This window comes from Pseudomonas sp. AU12215 (genome assembly GCF_001675465.2).
GTDB lineage: Bacteria > Pseudomonadota > Gammaproteobacteria > Pseudomonadales > Pseudomonadaceae > Pseudomonas > Pseudomonas nitroreducens.
The window spans coordinates 288,217-311,338 of record NZ_MACM02000141.1 but is presented as its reverse complement, the minus strand read 5'-3'; the positions used below and the strand labels follow the sequence as shown (position 1 = coordinate 311,338).

The window sequence follows — 23,122 nt, the reverse complement described above, 5'->3', positions numbered from 1 at the left end:
CCGGGTCAGGCGCGGCGGGAATGCGGCGAGGCGACTTCTTCACGCAGGGCGCGCAACTCGGCGGCGTCCTGATTGAGATGGTGGATGGCCTTGAGCAGTCTCTGCCGGAGCAGGTCGTCCTGGACCTGTTCGACCGCCCGCATGACCTCCAGGGCCGTGGCCTCGTTGTTGCTGGCGACGGCGTCGAGGGTCTTTCGCAGGCTGCGGGTTGCGTGGTTCACGTTGGTGTTCTCCTGAAAACTGCACGCACCCTACGACCTGATTATTTCCAATAAATTTCAACAAGTTGCTTTCTGATCGGCGGTCATGATGTCGCAGCGGTGGCGCATCGATTCAGAAAGCTGCACAGCGCCGGCAGGGGCACCAGGTTGAACAGCAGGCGGCCGATCCCCCGCCGTAATGAATGGCACCCAAGTCCTCCAGCGGCAAGTCGGATAAGCGTGTGTGCAGGCGGTAGACAACGCCGCGGGTGAGGCCGAAGGCGAAGAGCCATATCAGCAGGATGGCGGGGCATTAGAGCAGGAAATACTTGAGATCCCGGAGCAGCGTGGCGACTCTCCAGGTACATGCTGCTTAGGATCGATCCTGCGACGGTATGGTTTCATGCAACTGAAGGCACGAGGTCTGATAGCCGGCGGGGTGTTGCAGCACCATAATGCGCGGCTTCGTAAAACCTGTGATCTTTGTCGCGCCAGCACTGTCCGATATCGGGACGGTTTTTTCGTCGCCGCACTCTTTCATCCCATTTGCCTGCCGGACTCGCCATGTTCAGCCCGCTCGTCACCTTTCCCGCGCTCTACACAGCCACGCTGCTGATGCTCGCCGGCTCCGGCCTGTTCACCACCTATATGGGCCTGCGCCTGACCCAGGAGGGTGTCAGCGACCTGTGGGTCGGCGGCCTGATGGCGGCCTACTATTTCGGCCTGGTCTGCGGCGGCAAGTTCGGCCACAAGCTGATCGCAGGCTTCGGTCACATCCGTTCCTACGTGGCCTGCGCGGGCATGGCGACGGTGATCGTGCTGATCCACGCGCTGGTCTCGCAGCTGGAGGTGTGGATCGTGCTGCGCTTCGTGATGGGCGCCGTGATGATGAACCAGTACATGGTGATCGAGAGCTGGCTCAACGAGCAGGCTGAAGGACATCAGCGCGGCAAGGTGTTCGCCGGCTACATGGTGGCGGTGGACGCTGGCCTGGTGGTCGGCCAGGGCCTGCTGGCGCTGAGCCCGGCGCTGGATTACAAGCCGCTGCTGCTGGTCGCCATCTGCTTCTCCTCCTGCCTGATCCCGCTGGCGCTGACCCGCCGCGTCCACCCGGCCAAGCTGGTGGCGGCGCCGCTGGAGATCGGTTTCTTCTGGAAGCGCGTGCCGCAATCGCTGGGCACCATCTTCGTCGCCGGCCTGATGGTCGGCGCCTTCTACGGCCTGGCGCCGGTGTATGCGGCGCGCAACGGTCTGGACACCTCGCAGGCGAGCCTCTTCGTCGGCATGTGCATCGTCGCCGGCTTCTGTGCGCAGTGGCCGCTGGGCTGGTTGTCCGATAGGGTCAACCGCAGCTGGCTGATCCGCGCCAATGCCTTGCTGCTGTGCCTGGCGGCGGTGCCGATGTGGGGCCTGATCGAACTACCCTACGCGCTGCTGCTGGCCAATGGTTTCGTCACTGGCATGTTGCTGTTCACCCTCTATCCGCTGGCGGTGGCATTGGGCAACGACCATGTCGAACAGTCTCGCCGGGTGGCACTCTCGGCCATGCTGCTGACCACCTACGGCGTCGGCGCCTGTATCGGCCCGCTGTTCGCCGGCGCGATGATGCGCCACTTCGGCCCGGGCATGTTCTACATGCTGGTGTCGGCCTATGCGCTGATCCTGATCTTCTGGGTGCAGCCCAAGCGCGTCACCGGTGTGCACCGTGTCGATGAGGCGCCATTGCATCACGTGGCCATGCCCGACACCGTCAGCCCGATGGCTGCAGCGCTGGACCCGCGCGTTGAGGAAGTGCCGGAGGAGTTGGTGGTGGAGGCACCGGCCAGCATCGGCCGCTCCGATGGCGAGCCGGATGGCGCCGAGAACAAGAGTTGACCGCGCTAGACAAACCGCAGAAATGAGAAAGCCCGGCAGATGCCGGGCTTTTCTTTCGCCTGTTCGGCGTATTTCGCGCCGATCAGGAAACACGCTTCAGGTGGGCATCGAACACGGTGTCACCACCGGACTCGGCGACCATGTTGTTGTGCAGCTTGTCGATGGTGTGCTCGGAGCCGTTCTCGGCAACGCGGACGTCTTCCATTTGCTTGTGCAGGCGGTCGATGGTGCGTTCGGAACCGTTGTCGGCGACGCGGGCATCGTCCATTTGCTTGTGCAGACGGTCGATGGTGCGTTCAGAGCCGTTGTCGGCAACGCGGGCATCGTCCATCTGCTTGTGCAGGCGGTCGATGGTGCGTTCGGAGCCATTATCCGCAACGCGGGGCTGGGCGCTCTGCTGCTGGAGTTGGTGCGTGCTGCGCGGGCCATTGTTGAGGATGGCCGGGGCGGCGAAGACGGCGCTGGCGGTCATCAGGGAGGTGAGTGCAAGGCTGAGGGCGATCTTGGTTTTCATGTTGGGTGGCTCCGAAAGGGGGCGGTTTGTTTTGGCTACGGGGTTATTTTCCCTTCGGATAAATCGATTTAAAAACGATGCTGGGTGATACAGAGCATCAGTGATGTCGATTATTTAGCCGGCTAATTTCAACTATCGCCGCCAATGATGGAACGACGAAAACCGCTCTAGGGCGGTGTCTTAAGGCGTTTCAAAGGAGGTTTCAGGCAAGACGCCGTTACAAATCGCGGGTGGCCTGGTATCGATGGCGTGCCGTTGCGGCTCTGGGGCGATAAGAAAGCCCGGCGGGGCCGGGCTTTTCTCTCACCTTGCGGTGTACTGCCTGGAGACTTATGCCTTCAGATGGGCGTTGAAGACGGTGTCGCCACCCGACTCGGCAACCATGTTGCTGTGCAACTGGTCGACGGTGTGCTCGGAGCCGTTCTCGGCCACGTTCATTTCGCTGTGCAGACGCTCGATGGTTTTGCTCGAACCGTTTTCAGCGACGCCCAGTTGCTTGTGCAGGCGGTCGACAGTCTGGCTGGAGCCGTTCTCGGCGACGTTCATYTGCTGGTGCAGGCGGTCAACCGACTGGCTCGAACCGTTTTCKGCAACGCTCATCTCGCTGTGCAGACGGTCGATGGTTTTGCTCGAACCGTTTTCAGCGACRCCCAGTTGCTTGTGCARGCGRTCGACGGTCTGGCTGGAGCCGTTCTCGGCGACGTTCATTTTCTGGATCAGGCGATCGACCGACTGGCTGGAGCCGTTTTCGGCGATACGGGCCTTGGCGGCATCGAGTTGTTTCTGTTGTTGATCCAGGGTGCGCTCTGCGCCGTCCTGGACCAGAACCTGAGTCTGGCTGGCGTTGATGACCGGGGATTCCTGCTGGGAGCCGGCGAAAGCGGCATTGGCAGCAAATACGGAGAGGGCAAAGCCAAGTACGAGGGTGCGTTTCATGATGCGGCTCCAGAAAGAGTGGGGGAGTTCGTTGGACACGGACTCAGTATCTGTTCTGGATTATCGATTGGAAAACGATGCTGGAAGATAGTCGCTATCGATGCCGATGATTGTTGGATAAATTGTTTAAAATCATAGAGTTGATTTTGAAAATTGACTTCTATCAATGCCTTCGATTGGCGGTATTGGTGGGATTGTTAGTATCTGATTAATCGATATATTGAGGGCGAAATCTGTGGGCAAGGCTCTGGAACGGGGCTTTACGCTCAGCGGGACGGGCGCGCCCACGATGCCCGGCCGGAGCCGGGTATCGATGACAGCGGTGGGGGTTATTTCAGGTCCTGGAGCAGGTCCGCCATGTCGTCGGCGTGTTCTTCTTCCTGGGCGAGGATCTCCTCGAACAGGCGGCGCGTGGTCGGGTCGTCATCGCCCAGGTAGACCACGATCTCGCGGTAGCTGTCGACGGCGATGCGCTCGGCGACCAGGTTTTCGGTGATCATCTCGCGCAGATTCTTGCCGGCCACATACTCGGCGTGGGAGCGCTCGGTCAGGCCGGCCGGGTTGAAGTCCGGTTCGCCGCCCAGTTGCATGATGCGCTCTGCCAGCAGGTCGGCATGTTGCAGTTCCTGGGTGGCATGCTCGAGGAATTCCGCCGCGGCGACGCTCGCCTTCAGGCCCGTGGCCATGAAGTAGTGGCGTTTGTAGCGCAGGTAGCAGACCAGCTCGGTGGCCAGCGACTCGTTGAGCAGACGCAGCACGGTCTTGCGATCGGCATGGTAGCCCTCGGTCACCGCGCCGTCCTCGATGTTCTGGCGCGCCCGCTGGCGCAGGGTCTGGACGTCGGTCAGTTGTGCCTGGTTCATCAGTCATCTCCTTGTGGCAAACCGGCGCTGCGGTGGCGCACGGCTCAAATCGGGTCACAAGGGTGTGAGTCGCCGGAGGCGGCGAAAGTTTAAGTTTTCTCGCCATGGCGTCTGCATCGGACTTTCTGCGTGCAAATCGGTGGATACAACGCACCGCTATGCTGGTCCAAGTGAACAGGCCAAGGGAGAATGCCGGCCCGGCATGCTCAGGCGGCCGATGATTACCGGCAGCGGCGTGGGGACGTCGCTGCTTCCACCGACGCGGCCAGCAGGGAGTTCAGGTATGACGCGCGGGAAACGAATCTGCCTCTGGAGCTTCACCGGTTTCATCGCGGTGATAGCCGCGCTGGTGGTGTTCATCGCCACCTTCGACTGGAACCGGGTGAAGCCGACCATCAACGAGAAGGTCTCGGCCGAGCTGGGGCGCCCCTTCGCCATCAATGGCGACCTGCAGGTGTTCTGGCGCACGGAACCTGCGGAGGGCGGCTGGCGCGCCTACGTGCCGTGGCCGCACTTCAGCGCGCAGGACATTACCCTGGGCAATCCGGACTGGGCGGCGGGCAAGACGCGCGCGCCGAACTTCGCGAGCCTCGAAAAAGTCGAGTTCCGCCTCGCCCCGCTGCCGCTGTTGTGGCAGACGGTGCGCATCCCGCAGATCGTCCTCACCCGCCCCAGCGCCGACCTGCTGCGCCTGGCCGACGGCCGCGCCACCTGGACCTTCGAGCTGCCGAAGAAGGAAGAAGACCCCAACGCCATCCCCGAGCAATCCTCCTGGAAGCTGGACATCGGCGAGATCGGCTTCGACAAGGGCAGCGTCACCCTCGATGACCAGAGCCTGAAGACTCGCCTCGAGCTGCTGGTGGATCCGCTCGGCAAGCCGGTGCCCTTCGGCCAGTTGGCGGGCAAGGCGCTGGCCGGTGGCGACAAGGCGGCCACCCAGGACTACGTGTTCGGCTGGAAGCTCAAGGGCCAGTACAAGGGCCTGCCGCTCGCGGGCGCGGGCAAGGTCGGTGGCGTGCTGGCGTTGCAGAATGCGGCCAAGCCGTTCCCGGTGCAGGCCGACGTATCCGCCGGGAGCACCCGCGCGAGCATCGTCGGCACCCTGACCGATCCGCTGAACCTTGGCGCGCTGGATTTGCGCCTGCAACTGGCCGGCACCAGCATGGCCAACCTTTTCCCGCTCACCGGCGTGACCCTGCCCGATACGCCGGCCTACGAGACCGACGGCCGCCTCAAGGCCGAGCTGCACGACTCGGGCGGCGCGCAGTTCCACTACGAGAACTTCAACGGCAAGGTTGGCGACAGCGACCTGCATGGCGACCTCGTGTTCGTCAATCGCCAGCCGCGGCCCAAACTGTCCGGCAAGTTGCGCTCGGACCAGTTGCGCATGGCCGACCTCGGCCCGCTGATCGGTGCAGACTCCAATCAGGAAAAGCAGGCGCGTGGCCAGAGCACCCGCCAGCCGGCGGACAAAGTGCTGCCGGTGGAAGAGTTCCGCACCGACCGCTGGCGCGCCATGGACGCCGACGTGGAGTTCACCGGCAAGCGCATCGTGCACGGCGACAAGCTGCCGATCAGCGACCTCTATACCCACCTGGTGCTCAACGATGGCCTGCTGAGCCTGGAACCGCTGCGCTTCGGCGTGGCCGGCGGCACGCTGGATTCGCACATCCGCCTGGACGGCGGCAAGACGCCGCTGCAGAGCAAGGTCCAGTTGCAGGCGCGCAGCTTCAAGCTCAAGGAGTTGTTCCCCAGCTTCGCGCCGATGCAGTCGAGCTTCGGCGAGCTCAACGGCGACGCGACCATTGCCGGCACCGGCAATTCGGTGGCGACCATCCTGGCCGGCGCCAATGGCGAGATGAAGCTGCTGATCAATGATGGCCGCATCAGCCGCAGCCTGATGGAGATCGCCGGGCTCAACGTGGGCAACTACGTGGTGAACAAACTGTTCGGCGATGACGAGGTGAAGATCAATTGCGCCGCCGCCGACGTGGGTATTGCCAATGGCCTGGCCAAGCCGCGGGTGTTCGCCTTCGATACCGAGAACGCCATCATCACGGTGGATGGCACGGCCAACTTCGCCACCGAGCAGCTCGACCTGGACATCACGCCGCAGAGCAAGGGTGTGCGCATTTTCTCCCTGCGTTCGCCGCTCTATGTGCAGGGTACCTTCAAGAATCCGAAAGCTGGCGTGCATGTGCTGCCGCTGGCGGCGCGTGGCGCAGGGATGGTCGCTCTCGGCGTGGCGGTGGCCCCGGCGGCAGCGCTGCTGGCGCTGATCGCCCCGAGCAAGCAGGACGACAACCAGTGCGCGGCGCTGCTGCAGCAGATGAAGCAGCCGCCGAAAGCGCCGACCACGCGCAAATAAAAGGCGGGATGAACCTGTAGGAGCGAGGGGGACGCCTAGTCCTTGTTCGCGAACCGCCTCGCAGCGGGGGTGTTCGCGAGCAGGCTCGCTCCTACGAAAGGCCGGGTCGGTGTTCTCTAATAAATCGGCACGTACAGGTCGGTTTCCGAAGCCGGATCTTCCGGCCCCAGGAAGCGCTCGGTGTAGCGCTCCAGGTCCACGCCCTTCTTCGGCTCCAGGCCGTGGCGGGCCAGCAGGCTGGAATAGATAGCCTGGAAGCTGTCGGCGATGGCGGTGACCGGGCCGATGTGGGTGAACACCGCGTACTTCTGCGCGGGAACCCCGTAGCGGGTCATGCCCGCGGGCACGTTCGCGCCGGGCTCCACCGGCAGCCCGGCGATGTAGTGGAATTCGCCGCCCGGCAGCTGGCTGCAGACGCCATAGGCGGCTGTGTCCTGCGCGCTGGCGCTGACCTCCTTTTCGCGTGGCAGGAAGCGCTGCCACAGCTGGCCAATGCTGTCGCCCGGCGCGCTGCCACGGTAATCCATGCCCACCACGTCGAAGGCGGGCAGTTCGATGATGCGGTATTTCATGGTCGGCTCCTCAGGTGGCTGCTGGGATGATAGACGGCCACCGCGTGGCGGGAATATCCCCGCCTGCAGGACTGTGGCGATGTGCCGAACGAAAAAGCCCCCGCCGGCCGGCGGGGGCTTGTCGTCACGCCCGGGCGGGCATCACGGCTGGGCGTCGCGCTCGTGTCGGTCGAGCTCGGAGCAGGTCATGAAGCCCGATCCATCGACTCGGCCACTGCCGTCGAAGCTCACGTAGAAGGGCTGTTGCTGCCCGTCCTTGCTGAGGATGTAGCTGTTGCAGCTGCCCGGTTTCATTAGGCGTTTCTGCGTCGACGACGGTGTGCCGCCGATCTTCAGGACTTCTTCCTGGCTCATTCCCTTCTCGACGTTGCGCACCAGCGGCTGGTCGCGGAAGGTGATGTAGTTGACCGGGTTCTGCACCTTGGTGGAAGCGCAGCCCGCCACCGAAGCCAGTACCAACAGCGCCAGCAGTGATCGCTTGTACATGGTGTTCTCCTTGGTTGAGCAATTCACTCGCTCAACTTGGAGCCTAGGCCAGGATCGGGCGTTCAAGAAATCTGCAGGGCAGGCTTTTATTCGGCTTCCTTCAGGGCTTCGTCCAGGCGCTGCTGGTTCTGTACGTTGGCGGCGTCGATCTGCTGTTTGAGCTGCTCGATCTGCTGCTGGGCCTGTTGCGCCTGCTGGGCTTGCAGCTTGGCGGTGGTGGCCGTGGTCGCGGCGGTTTCGCCGAGGCCGCAGGCCGAAAGGGCGGCGCAAAGCATCAGGAGGCTGCTCAGGTGGAAGAGGCGCATGGCGGGCTCCGGCGCGGGGAGGAATGACCGCCACACTAGCGCATGGCGGTCCCGGCGTCAGTGCGCGACCGCTCAGCCGTAGCGCTTCATCGCTTCGATGGCCAGGCCGTTGCCGATCCCGCCGAAGCGGTCGCCGTCGACGTGCCGGGCGTTGGGCAGCATGGCCGCCACGCTCTGGCGCAACGCCGGTACGCCGGAGGAACCGCCGGTGAAGAACACCGTGTCCACGCGCGCCGGGTCCACGTCGGCCGAATTGAGCAGGTTGGTGATGCTACCGCGCACGCGCTCCAGCAGCGGGGCGATGGCGCCTTCGAACAGTTCGCGGCTCAGCTCGGCGACCAGCCCCGGCTCGATACGCATCAGGTCGATGTCGCGGCGCTCGGTGTCGGACAGCTCGATCTTGCTGGTTTCCACCTGCATCGCCAGCCAGTGGCCGGCGCGCTGCTCGATCAGCTTGAACAGGCGGTCGATGCCGGTGGCGTCGACGATGTCGTAGCGCATGTTCTGCAGCGCCAGCTGGGACTTCTGCGCGTATACCGCGTTGATGGTGTGCCAGGTAGCCAGGTTGAGGTGGTAGCTGGTCGGCATGAAGGCGTCGCTCTTCATCCTGCTGCCGTAGCCGAACAGCGGCATCACGCCCTGGATGCTCAGTTGCTTGTCGAAATCGGTACCGCCGATATGCACACCGCCGGTGGCGAGGATGTCGCTCTGGCGGTCGGCCACTTCGCGACGCTCGGGCGACAGGCGCACCAGCGAGAAGTCCGAGGTACCGCCGCCGATATCGACGATCAGCACCAGCTCCTCGCGCTCGATGCTGCGCTCGTAGTCGAAGGCCGCGGCGAGAGGTTCGTACTGGAAGGAGACGTCCTTGAAGCCGAGCTTCTGCGCCACGGCGACCAGGGTGTCCTGGGCTTCCTGGTCAGCCTTGGGATCGTCGTCGACGAAGAACACCGGACGGCCCAGCACGACGGACTCGAACTCGCGCCCGGCAACCGCTTCGGCGCGCTTCTTCAGCTCGCCGATGAACAGCCCCAGCAGGTCCTTGAACGGCATGGCGCTGCCCAGCACGGTGGTCTCGCTTTTCAGCAGTGAGGAACCCAGCAGGCTTTTCAGCGAGCGCATCAGGCGGCCTTCGTAGCCTTCCAGGTATTCGTGCAGGGCCAGGCGGCCGTACACCGGGCGGCGTTCCTCGACGTTGAAGAAGATCACCGAGGGCAGGGTGATCTTGTCGTCTTCCAGGGCGATCAGCGGTTCGGTGTCCGGGCGCCACCAGCCGACGGTGGAGTTGGAGGTGCCGAAGTCGATGCCCAGGGCGCGGGCCGCAGTAGTCGGGAACATGGTGCGCGAGTGTCCGGAGAAAAAACGGCCGCGCAGTGTACGCGAGCGCGGAGGGAAAACCAGGGTATCCGTCGGAAGGCTATGGTGGCAAAGAGGGCTTGGGGAGTAGCTTGTAGTTTTGCTACATTGTATTCCTGTAGTTTTCCTACAAGAGTTTTCGACTATCTGATTTCCGTTCTCCCACCCCGTACAAGCAGTTGGATCCCACCATGCACAGAGCCTCCTTCCACGAATTGCGCAAGGATTTCCGCGCCTTACTGAGTTCTTCAGCCTGCTATCACACCGCATCGGTGTTCGATCCCATGTCGGCGCGCATCGCCGCGGATCTGGGGTTCGAGGTGGGCATCCTGGGCGGTTCTGTAGCTTCACTACAAGTTCTGGCTGCGCCTGACTTCGCGCTGATCACCCTTAGCGAATTCACCGAGCAGGCCACCCGCATCGGTCGCGTCGCCCGTCTGCCGGTGATCGCCGACGCCGACCACGGCTACGGCAACGCGCTGAACACCATGCGCACCATCGTCGAGCTGGAGCGCGCCGGCGTGGCCGCGCTGACCATCGAGGATACGCTGCTGCCGGCGCAATTCGGCCGCAAGTCCACCGACCTGATCCCGGTCGAGGAAGGCGTCGGCAAGATCCGCGCCGCGCTGGAAGCGCGCATCGATTCGGAAATGGCGATCATCGCCCGCACCAACGCCGAGGTGCTGGAAGTGGACGATGTGATCCGCCGCACCCTGGCCTACCAGGCCGCCGGCGCCGACGGCATCTGCATGGTCGGCATCCGCGACTTCGACCACCTGGAAGCCATCTCCCGCCACCTGTCCGTGCCGCTGATGCTGGTGTCCTACGGCAACCCCGAGCTGCGCGACGATGCACGACTGGCCGAGCTGGGCGTGCGCATCGTGGTCGACGGCCACGCCGCCTACTTCGCCGCGATCAAGGCTACCTACGACTGCCTGCGCGAGCAGCGCGGCGTGCATGCCTCCGACCTGACCGCTTCGGAACTGGCGAAGAAGTACACGCTGCCCGAGGAGTACCAGATCTGGGCGCGCGAATACATGGAAGTCAAAGAGTAGGACCGCCTATCCCGCGTCGCTCAACTTCGCGGCAGATGCGCCAGCAGGTATTCGACCTGGGCGTTGAAGGGATAGAGCAGAGTGCCTTCGGGTTTCTCCGCCTTGCGCAGGTAGCTCCAGCGCGAGAGCAGGGAGTCCCGGCTGGCACCGGCGGGTAGTGCCGCCAGGCGTTCGCCGATCAGCTCCTGCAGTTCCCCGATGCGTGTCGCATCGCCCTCGCTTTCCTTCCCCAGCAAACGCCCGTTGGCCCGCCGCGCCTCCAGCAGCGCCAGCTCGCGCAGCTCGTCTTGCAGTCCGTCTGGTGCCGGCTCCCGCGCCAGGATGAAGGTGTCGAACAGCCCGGCCACTTCCCGTGTCTGCAGCAATGCTTGTTGCAGGTCAACGTCCTTCTGCAAGTAAGCCGCACGCACCTTTTCCAGCGTCTGTCGATAGAGTTGCCAGAGGTCCTGCAGGTTGGCGGCATTCTTCTGCTGCGACAGTTGTTGCTCGAAGCTTGGGCCCAGGCTCTCCAGGCGCGTCAGGAAACGTTCGTCGCCGGTCGCGCTGTACAGCAGCAGGTAGCGTTCCATATCGCGCAGGCTGGCATCGACGGCGTCGGCATTGGCGGCGCGCGGCAGAAGGCCGGCGAGAAGAAGGCTGGCGAGTAAGGCGGAGGCGTAGCGCATGGCGGGGTTCCGGCAGACAGAGATCTGCCGATTCTCGGCAGGCTTGCCCGTGCGGAACATCAGACGTATCTGGATTCCCGGCGACGCGCTCGTCGCTTCCTGCGCCATCACCCTTGCAATCCCTTGCAGTGCCCTGCATATCTTCAGTACAGCGAAGATTCCACGGGAGGTCGCCATGGCCAGCGGCTGGGCAAACGACGGAGCGGTTCAGGAGCAGATCGACAGCACCATCGAGGATGCCATTGCACGGGCGCGCAGCCAGTTGCCCAAGGGCGAGAGCCTGACCCATTGCGAGGAGTGCGATGCGCTGATTCCCGAGGCGCGGCGCAAGGCCATTCCCGGCGTGCGGCTGTGCGTCAGCTGCCAGGCCGCGCATGACAAGGAGCAGTCCGCCCACAGCGGCTACAACCGTCGCGGCAGCAAGGACAGCCAGCTGCGCTGAGGCTTTTTCCTCCAATGAGAGCGGCGCCCCGAGGCGCCGTTCTGCATTGTAGGAGCGAGCATTCCGGTATCAAGGGGTTGGCATGAGCGGCACCAGTACGCTGAAGCTGATGATGCCGTCGGCCTGTTCCACTTCGATGCGGCCGCCATGGGCGTTGACGATGGCCTGGGAAATGTACAGGCCGATGCCCAGCCCGCTCTTGTTGCGGCCACGACCGCCGGCATCCTGCTTGAACGGCTCGAAGAGGTTGCCCAGACGCGCCTCGTCCAGTGCCTCGGCCTCGTTGAGGATACTCAGCCGCGCCAGCTCGCCCTGGCGGCGCAGCTCCACCAGCACCGGGCGGCCGGGGCGGCCGTGGTGGCGGGCATTGCTCAACAGGTTGGCCACCACCTGCAGATAACGGTCCGGGTCGACCTGCGCCTGCACGTCTTCCTCGATGGCGGTCTCGATGGACAGGCCCGGATAGGCCACGTCGGTTTCCTGGACGATATCGCGTACCAGCCGCGAGAGCTCGGCGGCTACCGGCTTCACCGTCATTCCCGCGCCGCTTTGCAGACGGCTCATCTCGAGAATCTGGCTGATCAGGCGTTCCATGCGGCTGCTGGAGTAGGTGATGTGCTGGCGCAGCTCGGCATTGCGCACGTCGCTGGAGGAAAGCATCGCGGCCGCCATGGAGATGGATTGCAGCGGGTTGCGCAGGTCGTGGCCGAGCACGGCGATCAGGCGCTGGCGCATGCGGTCGATCTCCCCGGCGCGGTTCAGGCACAGCTCCACCAGTTCGGTGCGCAGCTTGTCGGCGACGCTCAGATCGATACCGGTCCAGGGCATCGAGCGCCCACGCACCACTTCTTCCCAGGCCTCGAACGAGCCACGCGGGGTCAGGCGCGCGCCGGAGGGGCCGGTCTTGACGATCTTCTCCGGCTTGCCACCCCAGCGGATGCGGTGCACCTGCTCCAGGCGCAGCCAGACGATCCAGCCCGACTCCTGGCGATGGAAACGAATCGCCATGACGCCGCAGTAGCGCGGGTCATGCAGGCCCTCGGGCAGATCCAGGCGGCGGTCGCTGTGGAACAGGTCCAGCTCGTCGTTCTGTTGCAGCTGGGCGACGATGGAAACGGCCAGGTCCTCGAAGTCGCCGCCGATGCTGCTGGCGCGCCCGCCGAGCATCACCACCGCGCCATCGCAGGGCAGCAGGTCGGCGACGTTGGCATCGGGGCGGGCCAGGGCGCTGAGCAGGTCGTCGGAGTCGCGGGTGCGGCGCAGCAGTGCCTGCTGGCGCTCGGAAGCCTGGCGCAGGAGTTCGCTGGTGCGGCTCTGTTCCAGGCGCTCGACCATGGCGCTGCAGACCTGGGAGAACACCTGGAAGGACATGCGGATCGGGTAGGGCACCACCTTCGGGCTCATGTGGTGGCAGGAGAACAGCCCCCACAGGCGCCCGCCGACTACGATGGAAATGCTCATCGAGGCGCGCACGCCCATGTTCGCCAAGTACTCGCAGTGGATCGGCGAGACGCTGCGCAGGGTGCTGAAACTCAGGTCGAACGGCTTGCCGCTGCCGGGGTTCAGCGTGGGGTGCACGGCCACCGGCTGGTAGGCGGCATCGCCGATCAGCCGCACCGGATTCTGCAGGTACAGGCGGCGCGCCTGGGCGGGGATGTCCGATGCCGGGTAGCGCTGGCCGAGATAGCTTTCCAGGTCTTCGCGACGGGATTCGGCGACCACCTCGCCGGACTCGTCTTCGTTGAAGCGGTAGGCCATGACGCGGTCGTAGCCGGTCATCCGCCGCACTTCCTCGGTGACGCTGATCAGCAGGCTCTCGACGTCATTGCGTAGCTGCAGCTGGCTGACCAGGCGCTGGGCGTTGAGGGCGAAGGTGGTGAAGGAGGCGGTCCCGGCAGCGCGCCGTTCGAACTCCAGGTAGCGCACGCCGTCATGGCTGTGGCCGATCACGTCGAAGCAGCGCCGGTTGATCCGTGCCTCCACGCTGTTGACCCAGGGGCCCTGCTCGGCCAGCCCGTCCGCGAGCATCGCCAGCACGCCGGGCCCGACGCAGGCTTCCGCCAGCGGTTCGCCCAGCGGCGGGGCGATGCCCAGCAGGGTGCCGAGGTTGTCGCTGAAGCCGAGTACTCGACCCTGCTCGTCGAGTGCGATCAGCGCACCGTGGGGCTGGATCGCGCCGGGCACATGGATGGGTTCGTCCTCGCAGTTGGCGAGGGTGACGGGCTGATCGCTCATGCCTGGCCCGCCCGGTCGGGTGTGGCGTCGATCACCCAGTCGCGGAACGACGTGAAGGCCTGTACGGCCGCCTGTTGCGCAAGGGCGATGTCTTCGGCGGTGCTGACGTGTTCGGCCAGCAGGCGCTGGAAGCTGCCCCAGCGCTCGCCCGTGTGCTCGCCGTAGCCTTGCAGCCAGCGCAGCGGCAGGGGATCGAGGGAGGTCTTGAGGCGCTTGTAGAGTACGCGTCCGCCAAGGGTCGCGCCTTCGGCGACATAGGCGATGCCGAAGGCTTCGGCCAGGCAGCTCGGCTTGGGTACCCAGGGGCAGTCGGCCATGGGCTCTTCGGCGTGGGCGCCGGCCCGCAGGTCGTCTTCCAGCCACCGGCTCTTGCCCCGGCGCAGGGCTGCATCGTCGGCGTCCGGCCAGAGCGGCCAGAGTGCCTGCTCCAGCGGGCGCATCCAGCCGAGAACGCGGGCGGCATGATCGAGGTAGTCGGCGCGGGTCAGCGCGGCAGTCAGCGGCGAGCGACTGTCGAGGTCGGCATGCAGGGCATGGGTGGCTGCGCGCAACGCGGCCAGAGCGGGCGAAATACCCGTGCGGTCGTTTGTCTGCGGAGTCATCGCCGTCATCGCTGGTCCACCTGATTCTTCGAGCAGCAGAGCATAGCAGCCCAGCTGTACGACAGGGCCGACGGATGAAAGCTGATCGAAATGTCAGGTGTTTCCAGGAGGAGGCGAAGTGCAAAAAAAAGGCCGCCACACTCTCGTGCGACGGCCCCCGTTCAGCGTGGGATCAGAAGTTGACCTTCAGCCCCAGCGTCACCGCCTGGTCGCGGTAACCGTTGTCGCCGAACTGCTTGCCCACTTCACCCCAGACGTTGACCCGGCTGTTCACCTTGCTGGTGGCGCCGAGCTTCACTTCGAAGATGTCGCTGGCGCCGTCCATCTCGAACTTGCTGCTGCCCATCTTCGCACCGAAGTCCTTGGAGTTGTGGATCCAGTTGGTCTCCAGGTACGGCTCCACGCCATAGGTGTTGGCGAAGCCGCCTTCCTGGTTGCTGCGCACGGCGGCGCGGGCGCCCAGGCGGGTCATGACATTGCCGTCGCCCTTGCCGGTGACCTTGGTGCCGTTGGCCTCGCGGTGGCTGTCAGCCTTCACGCCCATGTACACCACCTGCGCCTGGGGCTGCACGTAGTAGCTGGCGCTTTCGGTCTTCGCCACTTCGAAGGTCTTGCCGGCCTCGATGGAAGCAGTGATGCCCTTGAGGTCGTAGCTCTCCTTGGCCAACTGGTCGCCTTTCACGTCGGCATCGAATTCGTTGTAGAGAATCCAGCCGTCGACGTACGCACCGTTCTCATCGTCCTTGTTCTCGTACCAGGTGCCATAGACGCCCAGGCTGTAGCCGTCGATCTCGCCGCGCGAGCGGTAGCCGGTGACGCGGGACTTGGTCGTCGAGTTGCCGTTGGCGTAGCCGGCCATCACACCCAGTACCCAGTCGCCGTTGTCGGTTTCCTTGCGGTACAGGTCGCTGCCGATCTGCAGCACGTAGCGGTTGGCTTCGGTCTTGAGCTGGCCGGTGCTGTCTTCCCAGCGGGTCGAGCCATCGACGTTGCGCATCCAGAGCATGGAAGTGACTTCCTTGCCGGTATCCGGATCGACGTAGGTCAGGTTGCCGGTGCGGTCATGCAGACGGTGCAGGAACATGGTGTTGGCCGCCGCGATGTTGGCGGTGTAGCTGCCGCCTTCGGGCTGGCGCACGCGGTCCTTGTCGCTGGGCTTCGGCGCTGGGTCCACGGGCCCTGGTTGCTCCGGCGCGGGATCGACCGGATCGGGGTCTTCCGGGGTCGGGTCGACCGGGCCCGGCGGGTCGACTGGCGGCGGATCAACTGGCGGCGGATCAACCGGTGGAGGATCAACCGGCGGCGGGTCAACGGGTGGCGGATCCTCCGGATCGGGATCGTTCGGCTTGTACGAGGTCAGGAACCAGTCGCTGTCCGCACCGGTGGAGCCGACGAAGCTGCCGCCGCGGCGCAGCACGTACTCATAGCCGCCAGCGGTGACGCGGTCGGACTTGAACTCGCCCGCGGAGGTGCCGCCGACGGTGATCATCTCGATCCCCTGTTCGGTTTCGTCGCCCAGCCCGGTGGTGTTGTTGACCGTGACGCGGGTTTCGCCCGAGGTACTGCCGGTGATGGCCAGTTTGTCGGTTTCCGAGGTGTCGTCGCCCAGGTAGGTGTTCATGACCAGATGGCCGCCACCGCTGAAATCGCCATCCACGGTCAGCGTCTTGTAGGTGTATGCGCCGTGTTCGTCGTGGCGGTCATAGACCAGTTGCGCGCCGTTGGTGAGCGTCAGGTTGGTGAGGTTGGAGTTGCCGGTCATGAACCACTGGCTGGCGGCGCCATCCATGGCGAGGTCGATCACGCCATCGGTGGCGGTGCTGGTGGTGCCATTGAGGTAGGAGCCGGCGGCCATTTTCAGGTCGATGACGCCGGTCTTGTCGGCATACAGGGCAACGCCCTTGCGGTTCTGCACGTCACTCGCCGCGCTGCTGTCCAGGCGGTACACCGAGGCTGCCTCGGCGCGAATCAGCGAGTCGGCGCCGGAGGCGTAGAGCGCACGGTTGCCATCGGTGACGGTGACGCTGGTGTCGCCGCCCAGGTAGACCTGGCCGCCACGGTCGCCGTTCTTGTCTGCCGCCGTTTGCGCGTAGATGCCGTATGCGTTGGTTTTCTCGGTGGTAATACTGGTATCGCCGAGGCGGATAACGCCGCCGCGGTTGGCATAGACGGCATGGGCAGAGCTGCCCTTGCTGACGATGGTGCTGCCGTCGCCGAGAATTACTTCGGCGTCGCCCCAGTAGGTATTGGCGGACAGCGAGCGATTGCCTGCATAGACAGCGTAACCCGTTCCGTCGATCGAATTCGCGCCACTTCCGTTGGTGGTGATCTGCGCGCCGGCGCCCAGTTCGATGAGGTTTTTGCCTCCGTTCTTCGAGGTGTTGGCGCGCACACCCATACCCGATCCTTCGGCGGTGATGATGGCGCCGTCGCCGACACGCACTTCCGAGTTGAGCGCGTTCTCGGTCACGTTGATGCCGTCCGCCGAGCTGCCCTTGGTGACGATGTGCAGCTTGTCGATGGAGATCTTGCTCCCACCGTTGTTGGCCTGAATGGCGTCCGACTTGCTGGAGGCCGTGGTGATCGACACATCCTTGAGGGTGTACTTCGAGCTGTTGCCGTAGATGCCGAAACCGGTGGGCGTGAAGGACTGATTCTCGCCAGTGGTATCGATCACGATCTTTTCGTAGGTCGACGTATCGCCAGGGGCCCAGTAGATGCTGGTCGTGCAGTTCAGCGTCGAGCCGTCTACCGAGCAGGAGCCGGCGGCGGCGCCTCCGCTATGGGCAAGCATGCCGGCGGCCAGGGCGACGTGGATGGCCAGCAGGGTTTTCTTGAAGCGCATTGCATTCCTCCTTGCGCCCGCTCACTAGGTGAGCGAATGCGTATTCCGGCGCAAGGAGCCGTTCACTGGCTGAAGAGCGGAAGCTTGGGCTTCCAAGAGCGGATCCTTCCTGCACCGGGAGATGGCGCCTGATCGCGTCAGGCAAGGGGAGGGCAGCACTCCGGACTTCAGAGCCCTGCCCGTCCAGCTGCGTAGGGCGCGCTGGATCAGTGGGCTCATTGTTCAGCTGCGGTTCAGCTGGCCGAATAAGACGAATCTCAATCGGCCATGGGCGGGCGGCGGGATCGGAAAAAGCTTGATTTATCGCAATGAGGAGAACCGGACCGGGCGTTGCGCGCCGGTCCGGTGAAGCGGCTCAGAACAGAAAATAGCGCTGTGCCATCGGCAGCACGTCCGCCGGCTCGCACCACAGCAACTGCCCGTCCGCGCGCACCTGATAGTTCTGCGCATCGACCTCGATGTTCGGCAGGTACGCGTTGTGGATCAGGTCGGTCTTCTGCACGCTGCGGCAGCCTTTCACCACACCGATGGCTTTGCGCAGGCCCAGCTCGTGGTGCACGCCAAGGTCGAACGCCGCCTGGCTGATGAAGGTCAGGCAGGTGGCGTGGCGGCTGCCGGCGTAGCTGGCGAACATCGGCCGGTAGTGCACCGGCTGCGGCGTCGGGATCGAGGCGTTGGCGTCGCCCATCAGGCTTGCGGCGATCGCGCCGCCCTTGAGGATCAGGCTCGGCTTCACGCCGAAGAAAGCCGGGCGCCAGAGCACCAGGTCGGCCAGCTTGCCCACTTCGATGCTGCCCACTTCATGGGCCACGCCGTGGGTGATCGCCGGGTTGATGGTGTACTTGGCGATGTAGCGCTTGGCGCGGAAGTTGTCGTTGCGCGCACCGTCGCCGTCCAGGGCGCCGCGCTGTTTCTTCATCTTGTCGGCGGTCTGCCAGGTACGGGTGATCACTTCGCCGACGCGGCCCATGGCCTGGCTGTCGGAGCTGATCATGCTGAAGGCGCCGAGGTCGTGGAGGATGTCCTCGGCGGCGATGGTCTCGCGGCGAATGCGCGACTCGGCGAAGGCCACGTCCTCGGCGATGCTCGGGTCCAGGTGATGGCAGACCATGAGCATGTCCAGGTGCTCGTCGATGGTATTGCGGGTGAAGGGGCGCGTCGGGTTGGTCGAGCTGGGCAGCACGTTGGCGAAGCCGCAGGCCTTGATGATGTCCGGCGCGTGGCCGCCACCGGCGCCTTCGGTGTGGTAGGTGTGGATGGTGCGGCCCTTGAAGGCGGCCAGGGTAGTTTCGACGAAGCCGGATTCGTTGAGGGTGTCGGTGTGGATCGCCACCTGCACGTCGAGACGGTCGGCCACCGACAGGCAGTTGTCGATGGCCGCCGGGGTGGTGCCCCAGTCCTCGTGCAGCTTCAGGCCGATGGCGCCGGCGCGCACCTGCTCCTCCAGCGGCAGCGGCAGGCTGGCGTTGCCCTTGCCGGTGAAGCCGATGTTCATCGGGAAGGCGTCGGCGGCCTGGAGCATGCGCGCCATGTGCCACGGGCCGGAGGTGCAGGTGGTGGCGTTGGTGCCGGTAGCCGGCCCGGTGCCGCCACCGATCATGGTGGTGACGCCGCTCATCAGTGCCTCTTCGATCTGCTGCGGGCAGATGAAGTGGATGTGCGTGTCGATGCCGCCGGCGGTGAGGATCATGCCTTCGCCGGCGATCACTTCGGTGCTGGCGCCCAGGGCGATGGTCACGCCGGGCTGGATATCCGGGTTGCCGGCCTTGCCGATGGCGGCGATGCGGCCGTGCTTGAGGCCGACGTCGGCCTTGACGATGCCCCAGTGGTCAATGATCAGCGCGTTGGTGATGACCGTGTCGGCCACCTGCGCGGCGCACAGCTGACCCTGGCCCATGCCGTCGCGGATGACCTTGCCACCGCCGAACTTCACTTCCTCGCCGTAGACGGTGAAGTCCTTTTCCACTTCGACCCACAGGTCCGTGTCGGCCAGGCGCACGCGGTCGCCGACGGTGGGGCCGAACATGTCGGCGTAGGCTTGTCTGCTGATTTTCATCGGGGCTCCCTGGTCGATCCCTGCATTGGTTTCGCCCTCACCCCAACCCTCTCCCGGAGGGAGAGGGGGCTGATCGGCGCGCTGATCCATCCCGCCGCAGCGGGCTGCTTTTCTCCCTCTCCCTCTGGGAGAGGGGCGGGGTGAGGGGCTCTCAGAGCGCGCCCATCACCCGCCCGGCAAAGCCGTAAACCTTTCTCTCGCCCGCCAGTTCCACCAGTTCCACCTCGCGGCTCTGCCCCGGCTCGAAGCGCACGGCGGTGCCGGCGGGAATGTTCAAGCGCATGCCGCGTGCCGCGTCGCGATCGAATTGCAGCGCGTCGTTGGTCTCGAAGAAGTGGTAGTGCGAGCCGACCTGGATCGGCCGGTCGCCGCTATTGGCCACCGTGAGGGCGAGCGTGCGGCGGCCGGCGTTGAGTTCGATCTCGCCGCTCTGGATATCGTATTCGCCAGGGATCATGGGGCGCTCCTTGGGTCGAGGATCAATTGCATGAAAGTCAGGTCCAGCCAGCGGCCGAACTTCTGTCCCACCTGCGGCATCTGCCCGCTGGTGACGAAGCCCAGCCGCTGGTGCAGGCGGATCGACGCCGTGTTGCCGCTTTCAATGGCGGCGACCATCACGTGCAGGCCCTGGGCGCGGGCGCGCTCGATCAGTGCCTGCATCAGCACTGGGCCGAGGCCCTTGCCGCGCTGGTCGGCGCGCACGTAAACCGAGTGCTCGACGGTTTCGCGGAAGCCGTCGAAGGCTCGCCATGGGCCGTAGCTGGCATAGCCCACCACCTCGCCGCCATCTTCGGCCACCAGCACCGGGAAGCCTTGCTGCGCACGCAGTTCCAGCCAGGCGCGACGGCTCTCCAGGTCGATGGCGACCTCGTTCCAGATGGCGGTGGTATTGAGCACGGCGTCGTTGTAGATGTCGCGCAGACTGCCGAGGTCGGCTTGGCTGGCGTCGCGGATGAGCATGGTGGTTCCTCTATACGTAGGGCGAATGAAGCGGAACGCTTCATCCGCCATTGTCGCCGCACCCTCGTTCGAGGGCGCGCGATCAGGCGATGGGCTGATGCACGGTGACCAGCTTGGTGCCGTCCGGGAAGGTGGCTTCCACCTGGATCTCCGGGATCATTTCCGGCACGCCTTCCATCACCTGTTCACGGCTCAGCAGCGTGGTGCCGTAGTGCATCAGGTCGGCGACCGTCTGGCCATCCCGCGCGCCTTCGAGCAGCGCGGCGGAGATCAGCGCCACGGCTTCCGGGTAGTTGAGTTTCACCCCGCGGGCGAGGCGACGCTCGGCGACCAGGCCGGCGGTGAAGATCAGCAGCTTGTCCTTCTCGCGAGGGGTCAAATCCATTTCAGGTGCTCCAGATTCGGGGAGGAACGGCCTCGCGGCCGAGCAGAGCCGGCCGCAGCCGACGCCAGAGTTCGATGAGCCAGGCACGGGCGTGCAGTGCCTCATGGGCGAGGCAGCGGGCGACCACCAGGCCGGGCAGTTGGGTGAGGTTGCCGCGCCCCTGGCAGGGCACGGCGCGGCAGGCTTCGAGCAGCGCCGCATCGATCTGCCCACTGGCGATCAGCGTTGCCATCACCGGTTGGCCGGCGAGGCCGATGGGCGAGTCGAGCAGGCGGTCGTTGCCCGTCACGCGCTGGCGCTCGTGCCACAGGCGCTGGCCGTCGCGGTGGATGTCCAGGGCGGCAGCGAGGTGACCGCTGTCGAAGCGCTCGCCACTGGCGGGGCGGCCGAGGGCGACGACATCCCAGTAGAACAGCCGGGCGTTGGCTTCGAGATCGATACGGGTCGTCAGCTCGGCCTGGGCGCCGGCGTAGGCGATGGTTTCCTGTGGCAGCCATTCCAGCGTGGCACCGGGGGCTACGCGGATACTCAGTTGTTGTTTTGCCACGCAGTTGGCGCGGTACCACTTGGCCGCGCCGGGGCTGGTGAGTTGCGCCCAGCTGTCGTTGCCGGCGCGAATGTCGAGGTTCAGGGTGTCGCCACCGGCGATGCCACCGGGCGGGTGCACGATGATGTGCTGGCACACCTCCGGGCCTTCGGCATACAGGTGCTTCTGCACCCGCAAAGGGCCAAGATGCCGCCGCCGGACCGGGCGCGTGCAGTCACCGATGCGGGCATAAGCCAGCTCGAGCTCGGCGTGCCAGGCGGGGTGGAAAAGGGTGACCGGTGCGTTCATGGGCTGTTGCTGAAAGAAGGATGCTCAAGACAGAGCAATCAGCGTGCCGGCTGCGCCAGGATAGTGCGTGGCCGCGGCTTCCCCTTGTGCCGCTCGGGTATGGCGCGGGATCGACGGTGGTGCTGCAGACTGTCCACTTGGTCAGGTTCCGGCGCGGTTGCGGTGCGTTGGCGGCAATTGCGCACCATGCTGGTGCGCCAGCGGCGAGGCTGCCCGCCAACAAGGCTCGGGCGAACTTCGGGCGTCCCGGGGGCGCGATGGTTACCGAGCAAGCTCGTTCCTACACGGAGAGCTGCTTGCGCATGTACACGCGGCGAAAACCGTTCTCGACCTTGCGCGCGTATTCCTGATAGCCGTTCTTCGCGTACAGTTCGATGTTCTCGGTCATCCGCTCGTTGGTATAGAGGTACAACGACGCGTAGCCCAATTGCGCGGCGGTGACCTCGGCATGGATCAGCAGGGTGCGGCCGATGCCCTGGCCGGCACACTCGGGCAGCACGGCGATGTTGTCGAGCAGGAAGCCTTCGTCGGTCTCGCGCATCACCAGCAGGCCGACGGGGGCGCCGTCCTGCTCGGCAATCAGAACGCGGTCTTCGGCGATGATGGCGTGGTAGTCATCCAGCATCGGCCCCGGCTTGCGGCCGAGCGTGGGTATCCACTGGGCGTAGGCGGCGGCCACGCAGACTGCGGCGAAACCGGCGTCGTCGTTGACGGCGGGGCGCAGGACGAGGGGCATGACAAACTCCGGAAAAACCAGTACGGGGCTCGGCAGCTTGCCATTGGCCGACGCCATTCGCCAGTGACCGGTCGCCTCAGATGGTCACCAACCCGCGCACTCCGTCGCGTTCCATGTCCACTCCGCGCCCCTGCTGGACGATCTCGCCGCGCGACATCACCAGGTACTGGTCGGCCAGTTCGGCGGCGAAGTCGTAGAACTGCTCCACCAGCAGGATGGCCATGTCGCCGCGTTGGGCGAGCTTCTTGATCACTGCGCCAATCTCCTTGATCACCGAGGGTTGGATGCCTTCGGTGGGTTCGTCGAGGATCAACAGGCGCGGCTGGCTGGCCAGCGCGCGGCCGATGGCCAACTGTTGCTGCTGGCCGCCGGAGAGGTCGCCGCCACGGCGCTGCTTCATTTCCCGCAGCACCGGGAACAGCTCGTAGATGGGCTCGGGCACCGATTTGGCTTCGCTGGCGCTGAGGCGCGACAGGCCCATCAGCAGGTTTTCCTCCACCGTCAGGCGCGGGAAGATTTCCCGGCCTTGCGGCACGTAGGCGATGCCGGCATGCACGCGCTGGTGCGGCTTGAAACCGGTGATCGGCTTGCCTTCCCAACTGACCTTGCCTTCCTTGGCGGGTACCAGGCCCATCAGGCAGCGCAGCAGGGTGGTCTTGCCTACGCCGTTGCGCCCGAGCAGGCAGGTGACTTCACCAATCTTCGCGTCGAACGACAGGCCACGCAGGATGTGGCTGCCGCCGTAGTACTGGTGCAGTTTGTCGACTTGCAGCATGGGTGTTTCCTTTGCATTGGGCTGCGGCGCATAACGCTGCGCGTTATGCGCCCTAC

23 protein-coding genes are annotated in these 23,122 nt (G+C 65.0%); 4 read left to right on the top strand and 19 right to left on the bottom strand.

The genetic code is table 11. The annotated features are described in order from the left end of the window. Positions 1 to 5: 5 nt before the first annotated feature. The gene (locus tag A9513_RS21485) at positions 6 to 221 is read right to left on the bottom strand and encodes a hypothetical protein (RefSeq protein ID WP_024765979.1); all 216 of its coding nucleotides are present in this window, start codon (positions 219 to 221) and stop codon (positions 6 to 8) included. A 543-nt stretch (positions 222 to 764) separates the two neighbouring features. Here A9513_RS21485 and A9513_RS21480 point away from each other — a divergent pair. Next, positions 765 to 2,075 (top strand): MFS transporter, encoded by a 1,311-nt coding sequence (locus A9513_RS21480; RefSeq protein ID WP_024765978.1) that lies wholly within the window; start codon positions 765 to 767, stop codon positions 2,073 to 2,075. Positions 2,076 to 2,157: 82 nt separating this feature from the next. Here the strand turns inward: A9513_RS21480 and A9513_RS21475 are convergent, their stop codons facing one another. The 3 genes from A9513_RS21475 to A9513_RS21465 form a co-directional block, all read right to left on the bottom strand. Further along, positions 2,158 to 2,589 (bottom strand): hypothetical protein, encoded by a 432-nt coding sequence (locus A9513_RS21475; protein WP_038803353.1) that lies wholly within the window; start codon positions 2,587 to 2,589, stop codon positions 2,158 to 2,160. Between the two features lie 330 nt (positions 2,590 to 2,919). Continuing rightward, the gene (locus A9513_RS35125) at positions 2,920 to 3,525 is read right to left on the bottom strand and encodes a hypothetical protein (RefSeq protein WP_083196180.1); all 606 of its coding nucleotides are present in this window, start codon (positions 3,523 to 3,525) and stop codon (positions 2,920 to 2,922) included. Positions 3,526 to 3,854: 329 nt separating this feature from the next. Then, positions 3,855 to 4,388 carry a bacterioferritin gene (locus A9513_RS21465; RefSeq protein ID WP_024766344.1) on the bottom strand — a complete coding sequence of 178 codons (534 nt, stop codon included), beginning with the start codon at positions 4,386 to 4,388 and terminating at the stop codon, positions 3,855 to 3,857. A 283-nt stretch (positions 4,389 to 4,671) separates the two neighbouring features. On the opposite strand from A9513_RS21465, the gene A9513_RS21460 reads away from it, so the two are divergent. Beyond that, a complete protein-coding gene (locus tag A9513_RS21460) occupies positions 4,672 to 6,756 on the top strand; it encodes an AsmA family protein (RefSeq protein ID WP_065085544.1) in 2,085 nt (694 codons plus the stop codon). 116 nt (positions 6,757 to 6,872) lie between these two features. On the opposite strand, the gene A9513_RS21455 is transcribed toward A9513_RS21460, so the two are convergent. The 4 genes from A9513_RS21455 to A9513_RS21440 form a co-directional block, all read right to left on the bottom strand. Beyond that, positions 6,873 to 7,328 (bottom strand): GyrI-like domain-containing protein, encoded by a 456-nt coding sequence (locus A9513_RS21455; protein WP_065085543.1) that lies wholly within the window; start codon positions 7,326 to 7,328, stop codon positions 6,873 to 6,875. A 141-nt stretch (positions 7,329 to 7,469) separates the two neighbouring features. Beyond that, on the bottom strand, positions 7,470 to 7,814 hold the full coding sequence (gene osmE, locus A9513_RS21450; RefSeq protein ID WP_017518219.1) for an osmotically-inducible lipoprotein OsmE: 345 nt from the start codon (positions 7,812 to 7,814) through the stop codon (positions 7,470 to 7,472). An 86-nt stretch (positions 7,815 to 7,900) separates the two neighbouring features. Next, positions 7,901 to 8,119: a hypothetical protein gene (locus A9513_RS21445; protein ID WP_024766346.1), complete on the bottom strand. Its 219-nt coding sequence runs from the start codon at positions 8,117 to 8,119 to the stop codon at positions 7,901 to 7,903. A gap of 72 nt (positions 8,120 to 8,191) precedes the next feature. Further along, complete coding sequence (locus tag A9513_RS21440; RefSeq protein WP_024766347.1) at positions 8,192 to 9,457, bottom strand: Hsp70 family protein; 1,266 nt, start codon at positions 9,455 to 9,457, stop codon at positions 8,192 to 8,194. A 209-nt stretch (positions 9,458 to 9,666) separates the two neighbouring features. On the opposite strand from A9513_RS21440, the gene A9513_RS21435 reads away from it, so the two are divergent. Continuing rightward, the gene (locus A9513_RS21435) at positions 9,667 to 10,530 is read left to right on the top strand and encodes an oxaloacetate decarboxylase (protein ID WP_037011984.1); all 864 of its coding nucleotides are present in this window, start codon (positions 9,667 to 9,669) and stop codon (positions 10,528 to 10,530) included. A gap of 20 nt (positions 10,531 to 10,550) precedes the next feature. Here A9513_RS21435 and A9513_RS21430 read toward each other — a convergent pair whose 3' ends face one another. Further along, positions 10,551 to 11,195, bottom strand: a complete 645-nt coding sequence (locus tag A9513_RS21430; protein WP_024766348.1) for a hypothetical protein — start codon at positions 11,193 to 11,195, stop codon at positions 10,551 to 10,553. Between the two features lie 175 nt (positions 11,196 to 11,370). On the opposite strand from A9513_RS21430, the gene A9513_RS21425 reads away from it, so the two are divergent. Continuing rightward, on the top strand, positions 11,371 to 11,637 hold the full coding sequence (locus tag A9513_RS21425; RefSeq protein ID WP_024766349.1) for a DksA/TraR family C4-type zinc finger protein: 267 nt from the start codon (positions 11,371 to 11,373) through the stop codon (positions 11,635 to 11,637). Positions 11,638 to 11,706: 69 nt separating this feature from the next. Here A9513_RS21425 and A9513_RS21420 read toward each other — a convergent pair whose 3' ends face one another. The 10 genes from A9513_RS21420 to urtE form a co-directional block, all read right to left on the bottom strand. Then, the gene (locus A9513_RS21420) at positions 11,707 to 13,872 is read right to left on the bottom strand and encodes a GAF domain-containing protein (protein ID WP_065085542.1); all 2,166 of its coding nucleotides are present in this window, start codon (positions 13,870 to 13,872) and stop codon (positions 11,707 to 11,709) included. Beyond that, positions 13,869 to 14,474, bottom strand: a complete 606-nt coding sequence (locus A9513_RS21415; RefSeq protein WP_038803382.1) for a biliverdin-producing heme oxygenase — start codon at positions 14,472 to 14,474, stop codon at positions 13,869 to 13,871. The genes A9513_RS21420 and A9513_RS21415 overlap by 4 nt, the downstream gene beginning before the upstream one ends. 172 nt (positions 14,475 to 14,646) lie before the next feature. Next, entirely contained in the window at positions 14,647 to 17,319 is a 2,673-nt protein-coding gene (locus tag A9513_RS21410; RefSeq protein WP_065085541.1) for an autotransporter outer membrane beta-barrel domain-containing protein, read from the bottom strand. Positions 17,320 to 17,674: 355 nt separating this feature from the next. Then, complete coding sequence (gene ureC, locus A9513_RS21405) at positions 17,675 to 19,375, bottom strand: urease subunit alpha (protein WP_065085540.1); 1,701 nt, start codon at positions 19,373 to 19,375, stop codon at positions 17,675 to 17,677. Between the two features lie 151 nt (positions 19,376 to 19,526). Continuing rightward, positions 19,527 to 19,832 (bottom strand): urease subunit beta, encoded by a 306-nt coding sequence (locus A9513_RS21400; protein ID WP_024766353.1) that lies wholly within the window; start codon positions 19,830 to 19,832, stop codon positions 19,527 to 19,529. Beyond that, a complete protein-coding gene (locus A9513_RS21395; RefSeq protein WP_024766354.1) occupies positions 19,829 to 20,335 on the bottom strand; it encodes a GNAT family N-acetyltransferase in 507 nt (168 codons plus the stop codon). The genes A9513_RS21400 and A9513_RS21395 overlap by 4 nt, the downstream gene beginning before the upstream one ends. Before the next feature lie 82 nt (positions 20,336 to 20,417). After that, positions 20,418 to 20,720, bottom strand: coding sequence for an urease subunit gamma (locus A9513_RS21390; protein WP_017518207.1), 303 nt, complete (start codon positions 20,718 to 20,720; stop codon positions 20,418 to 20,420). A gap of 1 nt (position 20,721) precedes the next feature. Next, positions 20,722 to 21,555, bottom strand: coding sequence for an urease accessory protein UreD (locus tag A9513_RS21385; RefSeq protein WP_065085539.1), 834 nt, complete (start codon positions 21,553 to 21,555; stop codon positions 20,722 to 20,724). Positions 21,556 to 21,835: 280 nt separating this feature from the next. Further along, a complete protein-coding gene (locus tag A9513_RS21380; RefSeq protein WP_024766356.1) occupies positions 21,836 to 22,291 on the bottom strand; it encodes a GNAT family N-acetyltransferase in 456 nt (151 codons plus the stop codon). A 76-nt stretch (positions 22,292 to 22,367) separates the two neighbouring features. Then, complete coding sequence (gene urtE, locus A9513_RS21375; RefSeq protein ID WP_065085538.1) at positions 22,368 to 23,066, bottom strand: urea ABC transporter ATP-binding subunit UrtE; 699 nt, start codon at positions 23,064 to 23,066, stop codon at positions 22,368 to 22,370. Positions 23,067 to 23,122: the final 56 nt, after the last annotated feature.